Origin of the sequence: Paenibacillus sp. XY044 (assembly GCF_002257645.1) — a bacterium.
Taxonomy (GTDB): domain Bacteria; phylum Bacillota; class Bacilli; order Paenibacillales; family Paenibacillaceae; genus Paenibacillus_AQ.
Genome location: NZ_NQMO01000001.1, coordinates 1271212 through 1288802 on the forward strand (window position 1 = coordinate 1271212; position 17591 = coordinate 1288802).

The following is a 17591-nucleotide window of genomic DNA, read 5'->3' on the forward strand; positions in this document are numbered from 1 at the left end:
AACTGATGGATATAATCCAAGAACCTGGACTAACTAACGTAAAGTAAGTTGTCTCTGTAGCGAAGCTAACTCTAGAAAAGAAGCATCCTTTGGATAGGGAAGCTTGATTTATCGTCCTGCTATGCATATAATGGACATTACAGGTCCATAATAAATGAGCTGTAATAGGTTGTTGGTTGAGAAGGAGGAATCCAGCATGCAATTTTCAAAAAGTACCGCATACGGTTTGCACGCCTTAATGCTGCTGGCGAAATCGGAGCGTGGACGCAACGTGGGGATTAAAGAACTATCCTCTTCCCTGGGGGCTTCCGAGAGCTATTTATCCAAAATTATGTCCAAGCTGCGGCAGGATGGGCTTGTTCGCGCGGTAACCGGCGTGAACGGCGGTTACGAGCTCTCCCGCCCTGCCAGTGAAATTACTTTTTTGGACGTGGTTCAGGTTCTCGAGGGCCGTCAGCATTTGTATGAATGCTTCCATGGGAATGATCATCCACTGCCGGCTCTGGAAGCTGCGGGGGACGAACCGGAAACGCCGGAATTTCAGTATGGTGAAGGATGCCCGGTCAAACAAGTGATGGATGCCGCGGAACAGCAAATGAACCGGTATCTCCAGCAGCATACGATCCAATCGGCGCTGAATCGGGCGGGAACATGCGATTCCCATACGGCTTGCAAGAAGTAATCGACTTCTTGCACATTTATTATGGATATTAAAGATCTAGAAAGGGTGGGTATAGATGTCAGAAGCATTGTTGGACGCGGTAATTATAGGAGGAGGACCAGCCGGCATGAGCGCCGCGCTTGCGCTGGGCAGGTCAAGACGCTCTGCGATCGTTATTGATGAAGGCCTTCCGCGCAATCGGGTAACCCACGAGATGCATAATTTCCTGTCCCGGGACGGAATTGCTCCCGCCGAGTTCCGTCGGATTGCCAGAGAACAAATCGGCAATTATCCTGCGATCAAATTTGTTCAAGGGAAAGCGGAATCTGTGGAAGGAAACGATGGCGATTTTCGGGTACACGTGTCCGACGGGAAGGTATTCCGAAGCAAGAAGCTGCTATTTGCAACCGGTAAACGAGATCTGCCCATTGATATTTCCGGACTGTATGAGGTATACGGCAAAAGCGCATTTGTCTGCCCCTATTGCGATGGCTGGGAACTGCAGGACCAGCAGCTCGTGATGATTGCGGCAGGCGAAGCGGCGATGCATTTATCCAAAGTGCTGATGGGATGGTCTACGAATTTAACGCTATGCACGAACGGTCCGGACGAAATGAAAGCAGAGCAGCGCCAAGAACTGGAGCGCCATGGCATTATCGTTAAAGACTCACCGATTCAAGCGATCGAATCCGAAGAAGGCGTGGTGAAGCAGATCCTTCTGGAGAACGGCGAATCCGTTGCCTGCACCGGAATTTTCTTTGCGCCGAAGCTGGCTGCTGCTACTGACTTGCCCCAGTCGCTGGGCTGCGAGGTGTCGGAAACCGGAAGCGTAACCGCCGATCGGATCGGCAAAACCAACGTACCCGGCGTTTTCAGTGCCGGAGATGCTGCTTCTGAAATGTATCAAGCCGTTGCTGCGGCTTCCATGGGAGCGTTGGCGGGCATGGGCATCAATTCCGAACTGCTCGATGAAGCATGGAAATCGGTATGATTTATCGTACCCAAACAAGCCATTCTTTTGCCAGGTTTGTGAAATCGGAATTTTTTTGCGAAAAAAGGTTTACGTCAGGCGTAACTTTCGATATTATTAGCGTAATGTAAAAACCGTTAATTATAAATGCGATGAAGAGATGAGTAGGTAAAGGAAGAAGCATTTCCCAGAGAGCTCCGTCCGCTGAAAAGGAGCATTGTGTCCTTTATTGAATAAAGCCTCCGAGCAGCACGCAGGAACCGGATTTCATACAGGGGATGGCGTGACAGGAGCTCCTGTTACAGAGCTAGAGTATATGCATTGGACGACTGATGCCGTACTCGAAGAGGTTAAAATGGCGACATTTTAGCGAATCTGGGGTGGTACCACGAGTATGATATCTCGTCCCTAAGACGGCAGTCTTGGGGGTGGGATTTTTTATTTTTTAGTCATAATCCTGTAAATATCGCTGCTCGCAGGCGGAAGGGCACACCAATTCAACCGGTTTGAATAGTGTCTAATAGACGGATTCACAAGTCGCGCCTGTCTCCTTATTATTTGTTTTGCAGACAACATAACATACTCTACTTCGAAAGGATTGGAATCACTCATGTCAGAAAAACTTAAAGTTGGTATTGTCGGTGGAACCGGCATGGTTGGCCAGCGTTTCGTCCAGCTCTTGGATCAGCATCCCTGGTTTCAGGTGACCGCAATTGCGGCAAGCAGCAGTTCCGCCGGTAAAACCTATGAAGAATCGGTACAGGGCAGATGGAAGCTGGCCACCCCGATTCCCGAGGACGTCAAGCCTATTGTCGTACAGGACGCCTCGAAAGTCGAAGAGGTTGCTTCGGGAGTCGACTTCGTGTTCTGTGCCGTGGATATGAATAAGGACGAAATAAAGGCGCTTGAAGAAGCCTATGCCAAAACGGGCACGCCTGTCATTTCGAACAATTCCGCCCACCGCTGGACGCCTGACGTACCCATGGTGATTCCGGAAATCAATCCCCGCCACATCGACGTGATAGAAGCACAAAGAAAGCGGCTCGGTACCAAGACTGGCTTTATCGCCGTCAAACCGAACTGCTCGATTCAGAGTTATGTGCCGCAGCTGAACGCGCTGCTTGATTTTAAACCGACACAGGTGGTTGCGTCGACTTACCAGGCTATTTCCGGCGCCGGCAAAAACTTTACGGACTGGCCGGAAATGCTGGATAACGTCATTCCGTATATCGGCGGCGAGGAAGAGAAGAGCGAGCAGGAGCCATTGCGCATTTGGGGCAGCATCGACAACGGACAGATCGTCAAAGCGTCTTCCCCGATGATCACGACCCAATGTATTCGCGTTCCTGTCACAGACGGGCATTTGGCGACCGTGTTCGTCTCTTTTGAGAAAAAAACGTCGAAGGAAGAAATTATCGAGCGCTGGCGTACCTATCAGGGAAGACCGCAGGAATTGGGCCTTCCAAGCGCACCGAAGCAGTTCATCACCTATTTTGAAGAAGAAAACCGGCCGCAGACGAAGCTGGACCGCGATATTGAGCGCGGCATGGGAGTTTCGGCAGGCAGATTGCGCGAGGACTCCATTTATGATTTCAAATTCGTGGGACTTTCGCATAATACGCTGCGCGGTGCTGCAGGCGGCGCGGTGCTGATTGCCGAGCTGCTGAAGGAAGAAGGATATATTCAAGCCAAGTAACAAGAACAAAGGGATCGGATCGAAAAATCCGGTCCCTTTTCATATTATTTTTCACCCATTTAGGACAAGCGCTAAAAATCACTGACCGTATCTGTCAGTGATTATCGACTATACTGATGGTAGTTGCGATGATAACAATACCATGTACGAGTGGTACGAAGGGGTGGGCGAAAGTGGAAAAATACGCCATGTTCGGCAAATTGACGGCAAAGCCGGGTCAGCGGGACGAACTCGCCAGAATGATGCTGGAATCAAGCGGGACGCTGGAGGATATGGAAGGGTGCATCTATTATATCCTGCATGAGGCGGAAGACAATTCGGACGATCTTTGGATAACGGAACTATGGGAAAGCCAGGATGCGCACTCAGCTTCGCTGAAAAATGAAAAGGTGCTGGAGCTGATCGGACGCTGCAGGCACCTCATTGCTGAAGCCGGCGGTATTAAGGTCCGGCCGATCGGAGGCAAAGGGTTCTAATCCCCCATGGGGAACATTACATGGAAAAACCGCGTATGCGCGGTTTTTTTGTTCTGAGAGGATCCTCATGGATGCGATGAATAACACCGGCTGGCCTCGTACATAGTATAAGCGAACTCTACTCAACACTTGGAGGCATTACGCAAAATGAACGTTCAAAGAGCACAAGAAATCGCAGCCTCGCCAGTCATGGCAAACGTATTGTTGGATGGAACGCCCATCTATATACAGCATGTGGACGAGCAGAGCGAAACCGCGCGCGTCTATCCGCTGGATAACCCGGAAGGAGAGCGGGAAGTACCGCTGTATTCGTTAGTGGAGCAGGAACATTTTCTGGGGTAGAAAGGAGAAGAAGCTATGGAGAAGGTACCTAAACAAAACGATGTCGAAGCCGATCGCTTGAACGATCATGACGTGACCGATGATGTGGTCCGGGAAGTGCCCGCCACAACCGATGCCAGTGACGCCGTTGCGGCGCTGACATCGCATATCAATAAGTATGATGTTCCCGATGAGCTGGAGGAAAAATAGCAACGGATGGTTAAAGCGTACAGGTTCGCCTGTACGCTTTATTGTTGTTCCCGCCGTGGAGATGGTTACGCCCAAACAAGCATAGCAATCCGGAATAAATCAGGCTGACGATTTTTTGATAGAATTGGCATGAGAACGAATGCTATGGATCTGATTGCAAAAAGGAGAGATGGACAATGATTCAATTGGGAGCCAAAAACATCGATGTCATAACTTTGTTTGTGGAGGATCTTACGGAGGCGAAATCATTTTATGAACGGGTTTTCGGGCTATCCTCCGTCTATGAGGACGACAACTCGGCAGTTTATGACTTTGGGAACATGAGCATCAATTTGCTGAAAATAACCGAAGCGGACGAGCTTACGAATCCGGCATCGGTTGCAGCCCGCGAAGCAGGGGCACGGTTTGTGTTCACGATCCGCGTTGACAATGTGGACGCGTTGTGTGCAGAGCTGAAGTCGTCTGGCGTTGAGCTGCTGAACGGTCCGATGGACCGGCCATGGGGAATTCGTACGGCAAGTTTCCAGGATCCGGGCGGGCATATTTGGGAAATAGCGCAGCAGTTGCATTAATTCTTGATGAAAGCTTCAAGCGCTGGACCCGATGGGTTCGGCGTATTTTTTGATTTTTTCATTGACTAACCGTTCACCCAATAATAAAATGATAACATGAACAGTTAAATTTTGGATGGAGGAATCCCGGATGGATTTGTATTATGAGAATTACGGTAGTGGAATACCCATTATATTTATTCATAGCGGAGGCACGGACAGCAGGTTGTGGTCGTTTCTGGCACCGCTTGCCGCAAAAGATTACGAGGTCATTACTTTTGATGGCCGGGGTGCAGGGAAATCTCCTTCTCCCAAGGAGCCGGCGAACTATGTCGAGGATTTGCGTGTGCTGATGGATGACCTTCACCTGGATACAGCCGTCCTCATTGGCCACTCGGGAGGCGGCCAAATCGCCACTGACTTTAGCCTCCAATATCCTGACAGAGTTTCCAGACTTGTGCTCATCGCTCCATCATTATCGGGTTATAAACCTTCACCGAAGTTTGAACGCTGGATGAGTGAAGTTAACGCGGCGGCCCCGGACGCGGACAAAATTATGGAGCTCGCATTCAGCGCTCCGCTGTACCGGGTCGTGATGTCCAGTCCGCAGCGCAGTATGATGGTCGACATGTTCAGGCACCACCTGGCCAAAACGGCTGAGTGGGGAAGCTTCGAATCCGTTTGGCCGCAGCCTCCGGCCATCGGTCGGTTGGGAGACCTGCGGACGAAAACCTTGTTTATGATCGGCGATAACGAAATACCGGATAATGAGCGCGTCGCTGAGCTATTCCGGAGGCTTCCGAATGTTCGTTATGTCCTTATTCCGGGGACGGATCACATGATGCCCTTAACGCATCCGGAGGTTATGTACAGCCATATTTCCGAGTTTTTGGAGGAAACACATTAATGCCCCGCACTCAAGAAGAGAATGAGCGAATCCGCCAGCAGACCAAGGCGAAGATCCGCGATGCAGCCATGGAGCTTTTTATGAGAAAGGGCTACCATGCCACCTCGATCGATGATGTGTCCAAACACGCTGGCGTGTCCAAGGGGCTACTATACAACTACTACAAAGGTAAAGAAGAACTGCTGGGGACCATGGTCGAAGCCAGAATTGAAGAATTGATTCAGGTTATGGAGAAGGCGGAGGCATTGGAAACGCCTGCAGAGCAGCTGAGACATATCGTCGAGGGGGCCATCGAGAATGTGCAGCGTTTCCCTGAAGTGTTCCGATTCTATCTTCATCTGCAGACCCAGCCGGAAGCGGACGAAGCGGTCGCCCAGCACGGTAAGCTCCTGGTGGAGGAAAGTGCTCGCCAGTTTCAAATTCAGTGCCGAATGTTCGGAAAACTGGGAGCAGCCGATCCGGTTGCAAGATCATTGTATTTTTCCTCTGCATTGCAGGGAATTATGCTAATGATCTCGACTTACCCGGATGAGTTTCCAGTCGAGGCGATGAAGCGGCAAATCGTTGTGGATTTCTGCCAAGGTTAGCGTCAGTCGTAAAGAGGCGCTCAGCCGCCTAACATTGAATTGAATGACTAGTGAACAGCCGCTCCGCGGCTGTTTTTTTGCTGTTCAAGGTTGTGCACTCGCGGCACATTTAGCTGAAGGACTCCATTGGAATAGAAGATATCAATGAAATAAAAGGATAGAAGATTCTCATGAAAGCTTTTTTGCCAGCAGACGTGTTTTTCTCTATCAATCTATTGACTTCCACAATTAATGACCATATAATCAACTAAAGTGACCCGATGTGTAAGGAGACCTGACATGGTTATCATCGACGAAGTGTACCGCAATATCAGTTTTGATATGCCGGAACAGGAGTTATCCATTTTACTTGAACGCATTAAAGCTGCGAAAGAAGAAGATGTTGAAGCGTTAAAGAACAAGATCGACAAATACGAGCAAAAGCGGCGTGCAGAAGAAGCGCTGTATCAATCATTGTCACCGATCCGCCGGTTGTTTGCAGGGCGGCCTGCGAGTCATCACCAGGCTGTCGAGTACATGGTCCATGTCAAAGAACGGTTCAAGAAGATCGACGCGATTAAGCTCAGTATTCGGGAACTGGATCAGGTACTTCATATTTTGCGTATGCCAATAAGGGATTCGAACGAGGTCTTCCTGTCTCCTGAGCTGATCCGGGAAATCAGACATCTTCGGGAAAGGGAGGCATCACAGGAATGAACTTATCGCTTGAATCTTTGGGCGCAGGAATGGATACCGTGTGGGTCGTTCTCAGCGCCGCCATGATTCTGCTGATGGAGGGCGGATTTGCCCTGCTTGAGGCAGGATTTGTTCGTTATAAGAACAGCGTTAACATCATTATGAAGGTGTTCGCCGATATTACGATCGGCACTTTGGTCTTTTATGTATTCGGTTTCGCGCTCATGTACGGAAAGGACGCTGGGGGGATCATCGGGACGAGCGGTTTTGTCCTTGGAGGCGATTTAACCCACCTTCAACTACCGGTTTCGCTGGATACGTACTGGCTGTTCCAAGCGGCATTCACCATCGCCGTTATTTCGATCGTTTCGGGAGCAGTCGCCGAACGGATCAATTTCAGGGCGTATTTGCTGTACATTGTCCTGATGACCGGTTTGATTTATCCGGTCGGCGGTCACTGGGCTTGGGGCGGCGGGTGGCTGACCAAGCTCGGTATGCAGGATTTTGCCGGTTCGGCCGTCATTCACGCGCTCGGAGGCTTCTCGGCACTGGCTGCTGCGATGATCGTGGGTCCCCGGAAAGGGAAATTCAATAAATCGGGTGTCAGCACGATCGCCCTGCCGAGTAACCTGCCACTTGCTTCGGTGGGCGCTTTCCTTCTCTGGTTCGGCTGGTTTGGCTTCAACGCCGGCAGCACGCTGAGCGCAACCGACGTCCGAATCGGTCATATCGCGCTGACGACGATGCTGTCCGCGGCATCCGGCGGAGCCGTCACGCTGGTGTATACACTTTTCCGCTACCAACGTTCCGACGCGCCATCCGTTATTAACGGCTCACTGGCCGGACTCGTCGGAATTACGGCCGGATGCGCTTTTGTCAGCGATACCGCCGCCATCCTGATCGGAGCGGTATCGGGACTGCTTATGATGGGGGCAACCAGCTGGCTGGAGGCACGGCGGATTGACGATCCCGTCGGCGCTTTTCCGGTGCACGCCATATCCGGAGCGTGGGGAGCCATTGCCGTAGGGCTGTTCGCGACAGACGGCGGACTCTTCTACAGCGGCAGCTGGCATTTGCTTGGCGTTCAGGCACTGGGTCTTGCCGCGCTGGCAGCATGGGGATTTGTCCTCACCTGGGTCGGCCTGAAGCTGATTGGACTCATCGTCCCTGTTCGTTCCAGCGAAGAGGAAGAAGAGATCGGCCTCGATATCAGTTATCATGGTATCATGGCAGCGGACCGGTCCCACGAGTTTATCGACCATGAAGTCCACTATTTAATGAATGAGGAACATCGGAATGCATAGCCGTTTGATATGTTCAAAAGGAACTGTCCAAAGCATCCTCGGACCGTTCCTTTTTGCTTATCAGCTTTTATTTTGACCTTGGTACGGGGGTTGTGCTTCTCTTTGGTCTAAAATAGCAATCAGTAAGAAATGAAGGTTTTCCCACTGTGATACGCTGATCTGGAAGAGTTGATAATTCACAGGGAAAGGATGTTTCAAGATGGGCGTATTGAAACCATTTATTTACTCGGAAGATGCAAGAAGCCAGGCGGATTTCTATATCCGTTCGCTTGGCGGCAACCTGGAATCCGTTATAACTCATGGGGAGTCGATGGGAGTGCAGAATGATTTGCAAGATAAGGTGATTCATATGTGCTTATCGGTCGCCGGAGGCAACTATATCTTTATGTCGGACTCGATGGAGTCGAATCTTCAGGGCAACAATATGTCGCTTAATATCGACTACTCCTCCGCAGAGGAAGCCGGCGAGGTGTTTTTGAGGCTTGCAGAGGGCGGCCATGTGATTTATCCGTTTGAACAGCAGCCGTTCGGGTTGTACCTGGGCGAACTTACGGATCGATTCGGTGTTCGTTGGATGATTACAGCTCCCTCCATATCCGCCCTATCTTAAACCTTCCGATAATTCAGCAGGCGATTGTTCGTAACCCCCCCGCTTGAAGTTTATGCGGGGGTAATTTGTTTTTTTTAGCTAACTTCTGACGATAGGTGCCTCTGTTATTCATATCATAGGGGCTCTCTCTATCGGGTTGTAGAGTTATGTCTGTAATGCGATGGGGTGTGGCCGACAATCTGCTTGAACTTACGGTGAAAATGAGGCATGCTGTCAAATCCGCAGGCCAGGGCGATGCTGCTGACGCTGTCACCGGTGCGGAGCAGCAGCTCCTTGGCCCGGATCACCCGTTTGGCGGTGATATATTCCGTTACGCTCATCCCGGTTAGCTGTTTGAACACTCGGCTGAAATGGGCCGAGCTTACGGAGGCAAGGCGGCTCAACGAACGGAGGCCGATTTGCTCGCAGTAATGATCGTCGATATACAGCAAAATTTGCCGCATCCAGTTCGGACCGGCGAATGGGCCATGGTAATGATTGACGCCTGCGTTTTGTCCCCGATGGATCAGCAGCAATAAGTACTGGATTGATAAAACAATCGAATGGCGGAACCCCGAGGTTTGCAGCGTTAATTCGGAATGCATGGCGGCCAGTTTATCTTCGAGCTGCGTTTCCAAGGCGGCGGGGCACTCCAGTTTATAAGCACGGTTCAAACTGGAGCTGTCAAAGCAATGCAAATAAGAGAAGGATTCCCCCAGAGAGGACTGCCGAACGAGATCCGGACTAAAAAACACGGCTGTGGACGTGACGGGATCGTCCTTATCCGGGAAAGCTTTATGGATCGTGCTGCCGGGGATGATGAACAAATCCCCGCGGCGCATTTCGTAAATGGTTCGGTCGATAAAAAAGGAACCTATGCCCGAGTGGACATACACCAGCTCATGCCAGTCGTGAAGGTGATGCGGCAGTTCCAGCTGCGCCGTCTTCCGGTCACGGTAATTCAATGAAAATGGAAATTCCGGCTGTGCGTCGAATTGTTTGCGAATCGGATTCATAACTCTGCCCCTTGAACTTATTCGGACCCATCAGCCAGACCTCCAGAATCCTTATACGATCATGGTTGGTTGTGGAAGGTCAGCGAATGGGTTGTTTTTATTGAACATATCAAAATCGGCTATGATTTTGCAACATTTCGTTCTTTTAGAACCGATCTGTTGTTGATATATTGAAGAAAGAACATCGGTTCACAAGAAAGGAGGGGACTGCAATGCGAATTGACGCTCACCAGCATTACTGGAGCATCGCCCGGGACGACTACGGCTGGATTACGCCGGCCATCCCCGTCCTGTATCGGGATTATCAACCGGCTGATCTGCTTCCTCATCTGGTCAAGCATCATCTGGATGGAACGATCCTCGTGCAAGCCGCGCCAACTTATGAAGAAACCGATTATATTCTTGGACTCGCGGCTCACGAGGATAGAATCCGGGGGGTGGTCGGGTATTTGAATCTCGCGGATGATTGCCACAGGGAACACTTTCATCGTTTTACGCAGCATCCGAAATTCGTCGGCTTCCGCCTCATGATCCAGGATATGCCAAACGCAGATGCGATCCTGGAACCTTCCTATGTTGCATCGCTCAGACATTATGCCAGCCTTAACTTTCCGGTCGATCTGCTGGTCCGGTCCGATCAACTGGAGACGTTAATCCGGCTGATCGAGCAAATCCCGGATCTGCATGCGGTGATCGACCATCTGGCGAAGCCGAGCATCGCTGCAGGACAAATGGAGCCTTGGACCGGATACATCAAAGAGTTGGCATCCTACCCGAACCTGTACTGCAAGCTGTCCGGCATGGTGACCGAAGCGGTTCATGACGGCTGGAAGCCGGTACAGCTCATGCCTTACATCCGCCATGTGCTGAATTGTTTTGGCGCAGACCGGGTGATGTTCGGCAGCGACTGGCCGGTGTGCCTGATGGCATCAAGCTATGACGGAGTGGTGGACGCACTTGAGAAAGCGCTCCCATCGGCTTGGGGAAAAGCAGAAAACCTGAAGTTGTTCGGCGGCAACGCCGAGAAGTTTTACAGGCTTGAGGACGTGACATGGTGACAAATATCATTGCAGGTCCATGGACTGAAAAGAAGGGTTGGTGAAGTCGAGGTGAAATACCGGAAGTTAGGAAAAACATGCCTGGAGGTATCGGCGCTAGGTTTTGGCGCTTCCTCGTTAGGCTCTGTATTCCGAGACACGGATGAGCAGGAGAGCATACGGACCGTGCATGAGGCGATCGACAGCGGAATCAATTATATTGATGTCTCGCCTTATTACGGATTGACCAAAGCCGAAACCGTGCTCGGGAAGGCGCTTACGGAAATTCCGCGCGACCGGTACCTGCTGTCAACCAAGGCCGGACGTTACGGGGAACACGAATTCGATTTTTCGCATAACCGGATTCTGACGAGTCTGGAGGAGAGCTTAAAGCGGCTGCACGTGAATGAAGTGGATATTTTGTTCCTCCACGATATCGAGTTCGTCCCGGCGCCGATCATTCTGGAGGAAGCCATACCTGCGCTCGAGAAGCTGAAGCAGGCGGGCAAAATCCGGTTTGCCGGCATTTGCGGGCTGCCGCTTGCGCTGTTTGAGACGTTTCTGCCGCAAACCGATATCGATGCGATCATTTCCTACTGCCATTATTCGCTGAATGACACCAGTCTTCTGGACTTAATGCCGCTTCTCTCGGAAAAGAACACGGGACTGGTCAACGCCTCTCCTATTTCTATGGGCCTGCTGAGCACCCGGGGAACGCCGTCCTGGCATCCAGCCGGTCCGGAAATCAAGGAGGCCTGCCAGAAGGCGGCGCAGTTCTGCGCAGATCAAGGGGAAGATATCGCGAAGCTCGCGGTACAATTTTCCACCTCCAATGAGCGTATTCCCACCACGCTGGTCAGCACGGCCAATCCGCACAACATCCGCAGGAACGCTTCCTGGGTGGAGGAACCGATGGATGAGCGGTTGCTAAATGAAGTGCTCGCCATTTTGGAGCCCGTTCATAACCGGACCTGGATTAGCGGAAGACCCGAATATAACGCGAAAATAGGGGAGGCCTGAGATGAAAGGCATCTTATGTTCAGCCGTCGGTCATTTTGACATGGCCCTGGATCTGCCGGAGCCCGTGCTGGAATCGGGGCATGCCGTGATCGAGATCAAACGGGTCGGAATTTGCGGAACGGACCTGCACGCATTCCGCGGCAACCAACCGTTCTTTACTTATCCGAGAATCCTAGGGCATGAGCTCGCAGGGATCATTAAGGAAACCAGCCCTAACGAAGAAGGGCTGCAAGCCGGCGATCAGGTCAGCATTATTCCTTATTTGCACTGCGGGACGTGCATTGCCTGCCGCAGCGGGAAGACCAATTGCTGCACGGATATGCAGGTCCTCGGCGTTCATACGGACGGCGGCATGCGCGAACGCATCTCCGTTCCGGTGACCCATTTGATCCGGACGGACGGGCTGACGCTCGACCAGACCGCGGTCATCGAACCGCTGGCCATTGGTGCCCATGCCGTACGAAGATCGGGTCTTTCAGCCGGTGAGACGGCGCTTGTCATCGGGGGCGGGCCGATCGGGCTCGGGGTGATGGCATTTGCCAGGGCCCGGGGGGCCCGGGTGATCGCGATGGATGTGAATGACGAACGTCTCGCTTTTTGCGGGGAATGGGTTCAGGCGGATGCACTGGTTAACGCGTTACGGAATCCGGATGAACAGATTGCAGCCGCTTGCGGCGGTGAATTACCTTCGGTCGTATTTGACGCTACGGGAAATGCACAGTCGATGACCGACGCGTTCCGTTATACCGCCCATGGCGGGAGATTGGTCTATGTCGGACTGGTCAAGGCGGATATCCGGTTTCATGATCCGGAATTCCATAAACGGGAGCTGACGCTGCTGGCCAGCCGCAACGCAACGCGTGAGGATTTCACGCATGTGCTCGATACAATCCGGTCAGGAGGGATCGACGTCGGTTCCTATGTCACGCACCGGGCTGCATTTGACGATATGATTGAACAATTCAACGTTTGGCTGGACCCGGCATCCAAGGTCATCAAAGCGATGGTCGAAATTTAGCTCCATATCAGCATGAGGTGAAATTAAGAACGGCCGTCTTCAAAGACGGCCGTTTTTGCGCAAATTTGTGGTGCTTGCAGGAACAAAATGAAGGCTGACACATTCAAACCATGAAAGGTCAGGTGGTTCCATGAAACGGGTATGGCTGAACATTTCGCCGGTATTTCGTAAATTCCTCATGTCCTATCTCATCGTGCTGTTGATTCCGCTGATTGCGGGTTATGTATCTTACCGGACGTCCATCGATGTTGCGGAGCAAAGCTCCCTGGAGACCAGCATCATGACGCTGCAGCAGAGCAAGGATTTGATGGAGCGCAGGCTTGCGGAAGTTCAAGGCTTTACCAAGCAGCTCGCCATCAACCAGGATTTGGCCAGACTCATGACTGTACGCGCAGACGAGCAAAACTACGACGTATACGGTTTGTGGAAAATGATGCGCGATATCTCTAACTACAGCCAGACAAATGACTTTCTTTCGAATTTTTACATCTACCTCCGTAACAGCCATCTGGTGCTTACCCCTAGTACGGTCTATTACCGGCCGGAGCTGTTTTACGAATCAAACCATTATGAAGGCATGCCCTTTGAGACGTGGAAAAAAAACTTCCTTGAGAAGAGCAATCTCAGCATCGTCGTTCCCCAGCAAGATTACGTGCAAAAAACGCACAAGCAAACGGTGGTCAGCTTCGTGCAGTCCCTGCCCCTGAACAGCTTCGATACGCCTCTTGCCTCCGTCGTGGTCGTGATCGACACGAAGAAAATGTCCGCTTCTTTATCGGGCATTACAAGTCAATACGGGGGTTGGTCATTCGTCAAGAATCATGAAGGAGAAACGGTCATGTCCGAGGGAATTACCGGCAGCGGCATTGCCAAGATCAAAAATATTCCTTCGGGCAAGCCCGGCGATATCAGCCGCGCTGCGGATGACATGCTGCTCATATCCATCCGGGATGAATTAAGCGGGTGGGTCTACACGGCCGGCGTCCCCAAATCCGCGCTCATGGTCAACGCCAACCGGATCAAGAACATTACCGGTACCCTCACCGCGATTTCATTAATTACCGGACTTGTGTTCGGACTGTTTCTAGCATACCGGAGCAGCGCGCCCATCAACAAGCTGGTGGGTTCGCTTAAGAAACAGCTCGGTTTGGAGTCCGGTGCGGGCTATCAAGATTACGACTTTATCACTGGGAACATATCCAGCCTGATCGCGAGCAACAGGCAGTTGGAGCACGAACTCCGCAGCCAGGTGCCGTTGATCCGCGATGCGTTCATTAAACGTCTGTTGGTCGGAGAATTCTACAATGGAGATGATCTCGCTGCCGCTTCTGCACAGGCGGACATCACCATAAATGGCGATGCAGGTTACGCCGGTCTGGCCAAAATCAACACTTTCGGCGGATCAGACAGCCGCGAATTCCTCGCGGAGTTCAGTGTAGCCCGTTTAATCGTGCGTCAGTCTCTCATGGAGGCTGATCCGGATATGCTCGTAACGGATTGGGGGCAGGACAAGCTGGCCTTTTTGCTGCTGCGCGCTAGTAAGCTGGCTCCGGATGAGGCCTTGGTTATTCAGAGGCTTCAGGAATTGGCTGCCACGCTATTCAGCCATTATCACATGTCCGTCCAATTCGGTATGGGCCGGCCCTTCGAAGCGCTTGCGGACGTCGGAATATCGTTCGGCGAAGCGGTGGAGGCCATTGATTATACGGCATTTACCGGTGAGAGCGGCGTGATTCGGTATGAGGATTCGACCCAGGACGCGTCGCTATTCTATTACCCGATCGAGACGGAAACGCGGCTGCTGAACACGATTAAATCAGGAGACGGCAAAGAAGCGATGCGGATCCTCGAGCACATTGCCGAACGGAATTTTAAGGAAAGGGAGCTGTCCCGTGACATGATGGAGCAGCTGATCGGCGAACTGAAAGGGACGCTGCTTAAACTGCTGGATCAAAAAGCGGGAGATGATAACCGATTGGTAGAGAGCCTGCAGTACCGAATTGCCCATATCCAGTCGGCAGCAGGGACCGATAGGCTGCTTGGACAAATGGGCGAAATTATCAGCCTCTATTGTTCGATGGTTGAGGAGAAAAAGAACGCCCTGCATCATCAGACAGTACACCAGGCGAAACTCTTTCTTGATTCTGCATACGGTGATGCGGAATTGACGCTGTACCACATTGCCAAGCAGGTTGGCAGGCCGGAGAAGTATGTGTCCACTGTATTCAAGGAAAGCGAGGGGGAGCATTGGTTCGATTATTTGGAACGGCTGCGCATCGATAAAGCGTCCGAGCTGCTGCTGAACCGAACTTTGAAAATCGATGATATTGCCGAAAGGGTCGGCTATAACAGCGCACATTCGTTCCGGCGTGCCTTCAAGCGGGTCCGGGGGATCTCCCCGAGCATGTTCAGGGAGGCGGCTGAATTAGGGGACGTTCGTTGATTCAGCGCCGGTAGAACACGCTTTCATCGCAAAATGTACGCTTGATCACGGATTGTACGGTCGGATTGTGGATGCAATCGCCGCGATTGTACCTTTACGGTCGTGTGGAGGAGATTTTACCATGAGTTCTGTAAGCGCTACCATTATAAACGGCTCCGGAGTCGTAACGTTAAGGGGGAATTTTCTTGTGAAGGCTGTATCGGTTCGGCCGCAGACGGGGACCCGGGAGAGGAGTCCTTCCAAAAATTATGGGAAGGAAGCCAAGAAAAGTATGAGGAAGCACTGGCAGCTGTATTTACTCGTATTACCGCCGGTTCTGTTCTTTATTCTTTTCAAATACCTCCCGATGGCGAACGCGGTGCTTGCATTCAAGAATTACCAGGTGACCAAGGGGATATGGGGAAGTCCCTGGGTGGGAACGAAGTACTTCGACATGCTGTTTAACAATCCGCAATTCTTGACGCTGATCAAAAATACGTTGTTTCTGTCTTTGTACCAACTGGCAGCCACTTTCCCAATCCCGATTATTCTGGCACTGCTGCTCAATGAAGTACGAAGCCTCCGTTTCAAAAAAGCAGTTCAGTTGATTACGTATGCACCGTTTTTTATTTCGACTGTCGTCATGGTATCTATCATCATGATCTTCCTTGCCCCGCGTCTTGGACTGCTGAACGTGATTCTAAATGCGCTCGGTATGGAATCCACGAACTTCCTCGGCGACCCGAACAAGTTCAGATCTGTTTATGTATGGGCGGAAGTGTGGCAGACGACCGGATACTCCTGCGTGATTTACTTAGCGGCATTGGCTGGTGTGGACCCGTCGCTCTATGAAGCGGCAAAAGTGGATGGGGCTTCCAGGCTGCAAAAAATCATCAACGTGGACATTCCGGGAATCCTGCCTGCCGCCGTCATTATCCTCATCTTAAGCGTCGGCAATATCATGTCGCTGGGCTTTGAGAAAGTGTATCTGCTGCAGAACCCGTTAAACCTGCAATCCTCTGAGATCATTTCCACGTATGTCTACAAAATAGGTTTACTGAACGCCAATTACAGCTTTGCCACAGCCGTGGGCTTGTTCAATTCGGTGATCAATCTGATTCTGCTCGTGGCGGTCAATGCCGTCTCGCGCCGGATTTCCGAGAACAGCCTGTGGTAATTCCAATGAACAAGGAGGGGAGGCCATGGCTGCTGTACAGACTACCGCTTCCATATCGCCAAAGGGGAAAATTCGCGAATCGGCGGGGGACCGCATTTTCCTCGGGATCACATACATCCTGCTCAGTTTGATACTCTTTGCCGTACTCTACCCGCTCATTTATATCGTCAGCTCATCGATCAGCAGCCCGCAGGCCGTCGCATCCGGAAAAGTGTGGCTGTGGCCGGTCGATATCTCTTTTGCCGGGTATAAAACGGTCTTCAGCAACGACCAGATTCTGGTCGGCTACGGCAACTCGCTGTTCTATACCTGCTGCGGGACCTTGATCAGCGTTATCCTAACTGTGGCGATCGCCTATCCGCTATCGAAAAAGACGTTTTTTGGACGCAATGTGCTCATGATGTTCATCACGTTCACCTTCCTGTTTTCCGGCGGCCTGATTCCTACGTATCTCGTCGTTAAAGGCCTGCACCTGATTGATTCAAGGTGGGCGCTGCTGCTGCCGAATGCGATCTTTGTATTCCAGGTCATTATTGCCCGCACCTTTTTTAAATCGTCCATTCCGGAAGAGCTGAACGATGCCGCCGAAATCGACGGCTGCAGCGACATCCGCTTTTTGCTCAGCGTGGTCATTCCGCTGTCCAAGCCGATCCTGGCCGTGTTGACGCTGGTGTACGCGGTCGCGCAGTGGAACGCCTTTTTCGACGCGTTGATCTATCTGAAGTCGCAGCACTTGTATCCGCTTCAGTTAACGCTGCGCAGCATCCTTATACAAAATTTCTCCGGCGGTAACATGGATGCCAGCGAGCAGGTCAAGCGGCAGGAGCTTGCCTATTTGATGAAATATTCCCTCATCGTGGTCGCAAGCCTGCCGGTGCTGATCCTGTATCCCTTTATTCAGCGGTATTTCGTTCAAGGGATGCTGATCGGTTCGATTAAGGGTTAAAACGCGTA

General features: G+C 51.6%; 19 protein-coding genes. 18 read left to right on the forward strand and 1 reads right to left on the reverse strand.

Annotated features, from left to right (window positions below):
- The first annotated feature begins 196 nt into the window (after positions 1 to 196).
- The 12 genes from CJP46_RS05880 to CJP46_RS05930 all read left to right on the forward strand — a co-directional run bounded on the left by CJP46_RS05880 (position 197) and on the right by CJP46_RS05930 (position 8968).
- Complete coding sequence (locus CJP46_RS05880; protein ID WP_094594623.1) at positions 197 to 682, forward strand: RrF2 family transcriptional regulator; 486 nt, start codon at positions 197 to 199, stop codon at positions 680 to 682.
- Positions 683 to 737: 55 nt separating this feature from the next.
- The gene (locus CJP46_RS05885) at positions 738 to 1652 is read left to right on the forward strand and encodes an NAD(P)/FAD-dependent oxidoreductase (RefSeq protein WP_094594624.1); all 915 of its coding nucleotides are present in this window, start codon (positions 738 to 740) and stop codon (positions 1650 to 1652) included.
- A gap of 589 nt (positions 1653 to 2241) precedes the next feature.
- Positions 2242 to 3327 (forward strand): aspartate-semialdehyde dehydrogenase, encoded by a 1086-nt coding sequence (gene asd / locus CJP46_RS05890; protein WP_094594625.1) that lies wholly within the window; start codon positions 2242 to 2244, stop codon positions 3325 to 3327.
- A 173-nt stretch (positions 3328 to 3500) separates the two neighbouring features.
- Entirely contained in the window at positions 3501 to 3803 is a 303-nt protein-coding gene (locus CJP46_RS05895) for a putative quinol monooxygenase (RefSeq protein WP_094594626.1), read from the forward strand.
- 147 nt (positions 3804 to 3950) lie between these two features.
- Positions 3951 to 4145, forward strand: coding sequence for a small acid-soluble spore protein H (locus tag CJP46_RS05900; protein ID WP_094594627.1), 195 nt, complete (start codon positions 3951 to 3953; stop codon positions 4143 to 4145).
- A 15-nt stretch (positions 4146 to 4160) separates the two neighbouring features.
- The gene (locus tag CJP46_RS36460) at positions 4161 to 4334 is read left to right on the forward strand and encodes a hypothetical protein (RefSeq protein ID WP_179281045.1); all 174 of its coding nucleotides are present in this window, start codon (positions 4161 to 4163) and stop codon (positions 4332 to 4334) included.
- Between the two features lie 176 nt (positions 4335 to 4510).
- Positions 4511 to 4906 (forward strand): VOC family protein, encoded by a 396-nt coding sequence (locus tag CJP46_RS05905; RefSeq protein ID WP_094594628.1) that lies wholly within the window; start codon positions 4511 to 4513, stop codon positions 4904 to 4906.
- A gap of 130 nt (positions 4907 to 5036) precedes the next feature.
- Positions 5037 to 5792 carry an alpha/beta fold hydrolase gene (locus CJP46_RS05910; RefSeq protein ID WP_094594629.1) on the forward strand — a complete coding sequence of 252 codons (756 nt, stop codon included), beginning with the start codon at positions 5037 to 5039 and terminating at the stop codon, positions 5790 to 5792.
- Entirely contained in the window at positions 5792 to 6379 is a 588-nt protein-coding gene (locus tag CJP46_RS05915) for a TetR/AcrR family transcriptional regulator (RefSeq protein ID WP_094594630.1), read from the forward strand. The genes CJP46_RS05910 and CJP46_RS05915 overlap by 1 nt, the downstream gene beginning before the upstream one ends.
- Before the next feature lie 279 nt (positions 6380 to 6658).
- The gene (locus CJP46_RS05920; protein ID WP_094594631.1) at positions 6659 to 7075 is read left to right on the forward strand and encodes a hypothetical protein; all 417 of its coding nucleotides are present in this window, start codon (positions 6659 to 6661) and stop codon (positions 7073 to 7075) included.
- Positions 7072 to 8358: an ammonium transporter gene (locus tag CJP46_RS05925; protein WP_094594632.1), complete on the forward strand. Its 1287-nt coding sequence runs from the start codon at positions 7072 to 7074 to the stop codon at positions 8356 to 8358. Before CJP46_RS05920 ends, CJP46_RS05925 begins: the two co-directional genes overlap by 4 nt.
- 199 nt (positions 8359 to 8557) lie before the next feature.
- A complete protein-coding gene (locus CJP46_RS05930) occupies positions 8558 to 8968 on the forward strand; it encodes a VOC family protein (RefSeq protein WP_094594633.1) in 411 nt (136 codons plus the stop codon).
- A gap of 128 nt (positions 8969 to 9096) precedes the next feature.
- Here CJP46_RS05930 and CJP46_RS05935 read toward each other — a convergent pair whose 3' ends face one another.
- A complete protein-coding gene (locus tag CJP46_RS05935) occupies positions 9097 to 9963 on the reverse strand; it encodes an AraC family transcriptional regulator (protein WP_094594634.1) in 867 nt (288 codons plus the stop codon).
- Between the two features lie 212 nt (positions 9964 to 10175).
- Here CJP46_RS05935 and CJP46_RS05940 point away from each other — a divergent pair, with 212 nt between their 5' ends.
- The 6 genes from CJP46_RS05940 (at position 10176) to CJP46_RS05965 (ending at position 17583) form a co-directional block, all read left to right on the forward strand.
- Entirely contained in the window at positions 10176 to 11021 is an 846-nt protein-coding gene (locus CJP46_RS05940; RefSeq protein ID WP_094594635.1) for an amidohydrolase family protein, read from the forward strand.
- A gap of 51 nt (positions 11022 to 11072) precedes the next feature.
- On the forward strand, positions 11073 to 12020 hold the full coding sequence (locus tag CJP46_RS05945) for an aldo/keto reductase (protein WP_094595093.1): 948 nt from the start codon (positions 11073 to 11075) through the stop codon (positions 12018 to 12020).
- Position 12021: 1 nt separating this feature from the next.
- Positions 12022 to 13038: a zinc-binding alcohol dehydrogenase family protein gene (locus tag CJP46_RS05950; RefSeq protein WP_094594636.1), complete on the forward strand. Its 1017-nt coding sequence runs from the start codon at positions 12022 to 12024 to the stop codon at positions 13036 to 13038.
- Positions 13039 to 13168: 130 nt separating this feature from the next.
- Positions 13169 to 15481: a helix-turn-helix domain-containing protein gene (locus CJP46_RS05955; protein ID WP_094594637.1), complete on the forward strand. Its 2313-nt coding sequence runs from the start codon at positions 13169 to 13171 to the stop codon at positions 15479 to 15481.
- A gap of 271 nt (positions 15482 to 15752) precedes the next feature.
- Positions 15753 to 16637, forward strand: coding sequence for an ABC transporter permease (locus CJP46_RS05960; protein ID WP_094595094.1), 885 nt, complete (start codon positions 15753 to 15755; stop codon positions 16635 to 16637).
- Between the two features lie 25 nt (positions 16638 to 16662).
- The gene (locus CJP46_RS05965; RefSeq protein ID WP_094594638.1) at positions 16663 to 17583 is read left to right on the forward strand and encodes a carbohydrate ABC transporter permease; all 921 of its coding nucleotides are present in this window, start codon (positions 16663 to 16665) and stop codon (positions 17581 to 17583) included.
- Positions 17584 to 17591: the final 8 nt, after the last annotated feature.

Coding starts and splice junctions, on each gene's coding strand:
- CJP46_RS05880 (WP_094594623.1), top strand. CDS start 197: ATGCAATTTTCAAAAAGTACCGCATACGGTTTGCACGCCTTAATGCTG.
- CJP46_RS05885 (WP_094594624.1), top strand. CDS start 738: ATGTCAGAAGCATTGTTGGACGCGGTAATTATAGGAGGAGGACCAGCC.
- asd (WP_094594625.1), top strand. CDS start 2,242: ATGTCAGAAAAACTTAAAGTTGGTATTGTCGGTGGAACCGGCATGGTT.
- CJP46_RS05900 (WP_094594627.1), top strand. CDS start 3,951: ATGAACGTTCAAAGAGCACAAGAAATCGCAGCCTCGCCAGTCATGGCA.
- CJP46_RS36460 (WP_179281045.1), top strand. CDS start 4,161: ATGGAGAAGGTACCTAAACAAAACGATGTCGAAGCCGATCGCTTGAAC.
- CJP46_RS05905 (WP_094594628.1), top strand. CDS start 4,511: ATGATTCAATTGGGAGCCAAAAACATCGATGTCATAACTTTGTTTGTG.
- CJP46_RS05910 (WP_094594629.1), top strand. CDS start 5,037: ATGGATTTGTATTATGAGAATTACGGTAGTGGAATACCCATTATATTT.
- CJP46_RS05915 (WP_094594630.1), top strand. CDS start 5,792: ATGCCCCGCACTCAAGAAGAGAATGAGCGAATCCGCCAGCAGACCAAG.
- CJP46_RS05920 (WP_094594631.1), top strand. CDS start 6,659: ATGGTTATCATCGACGAAGTGTACCGCAATATCAGTTTTGATATGCCG.
- CJP46_RS05925 (WP_094594632.1), top strand. CDS start 7,072: ATGAACTTATCGCTTGAATCTTTGGGCGCAGGAATGGATACCGTGTGG.
- CJP46_RS05930 (WP_094594633.1), top strand. CDS start 8,558: ATGGGCGTATTGAAACCATTTATTTACTCGGAAGATGCAAGAAGCCAG.
- CJP46_RS05935 (WP_094594634.1), bottom strand. CDS start 9,963: ATGAATCCGATTCGCAAACAATTCGACGCACAGCCGGAATTTCCATTT.
- CJP46_RS05940 (WP_094594635.1), top strand. CDS start 10,176: ATGCGAATTGACGCTCACCAGCATTACTGGAGCATCGCCCGGGACGAC.
- CJP46_RS05950 (WP_094594636.1), top strand. CDS start 12,022: ATGAAAGGCATCTTATGTTCAGCCGTCGGTCATTTTGACATGGCCCTG.
- CJP46_RS05955 (WP_094594637.1), top strand. CDS start 13,169: ATGAAACGGGTATGGCTGAACATTTCGCCGGTATTTCGTAAATTCCTC.
- CJP46_RS05960 (WP_094595094.1), top strand. CDS start 15,753: ATGAGGAAGCACTGGCAGCTGTATTTACTCGTATTACCGCCGGTTCTG.
- CJP46_RS05965 (WP_094594638.1), top strand. CDS start 16,663: ATGGCTGCTGTACAGACTACCGCTTCCATATCGCCAAAGGGGAAAATT.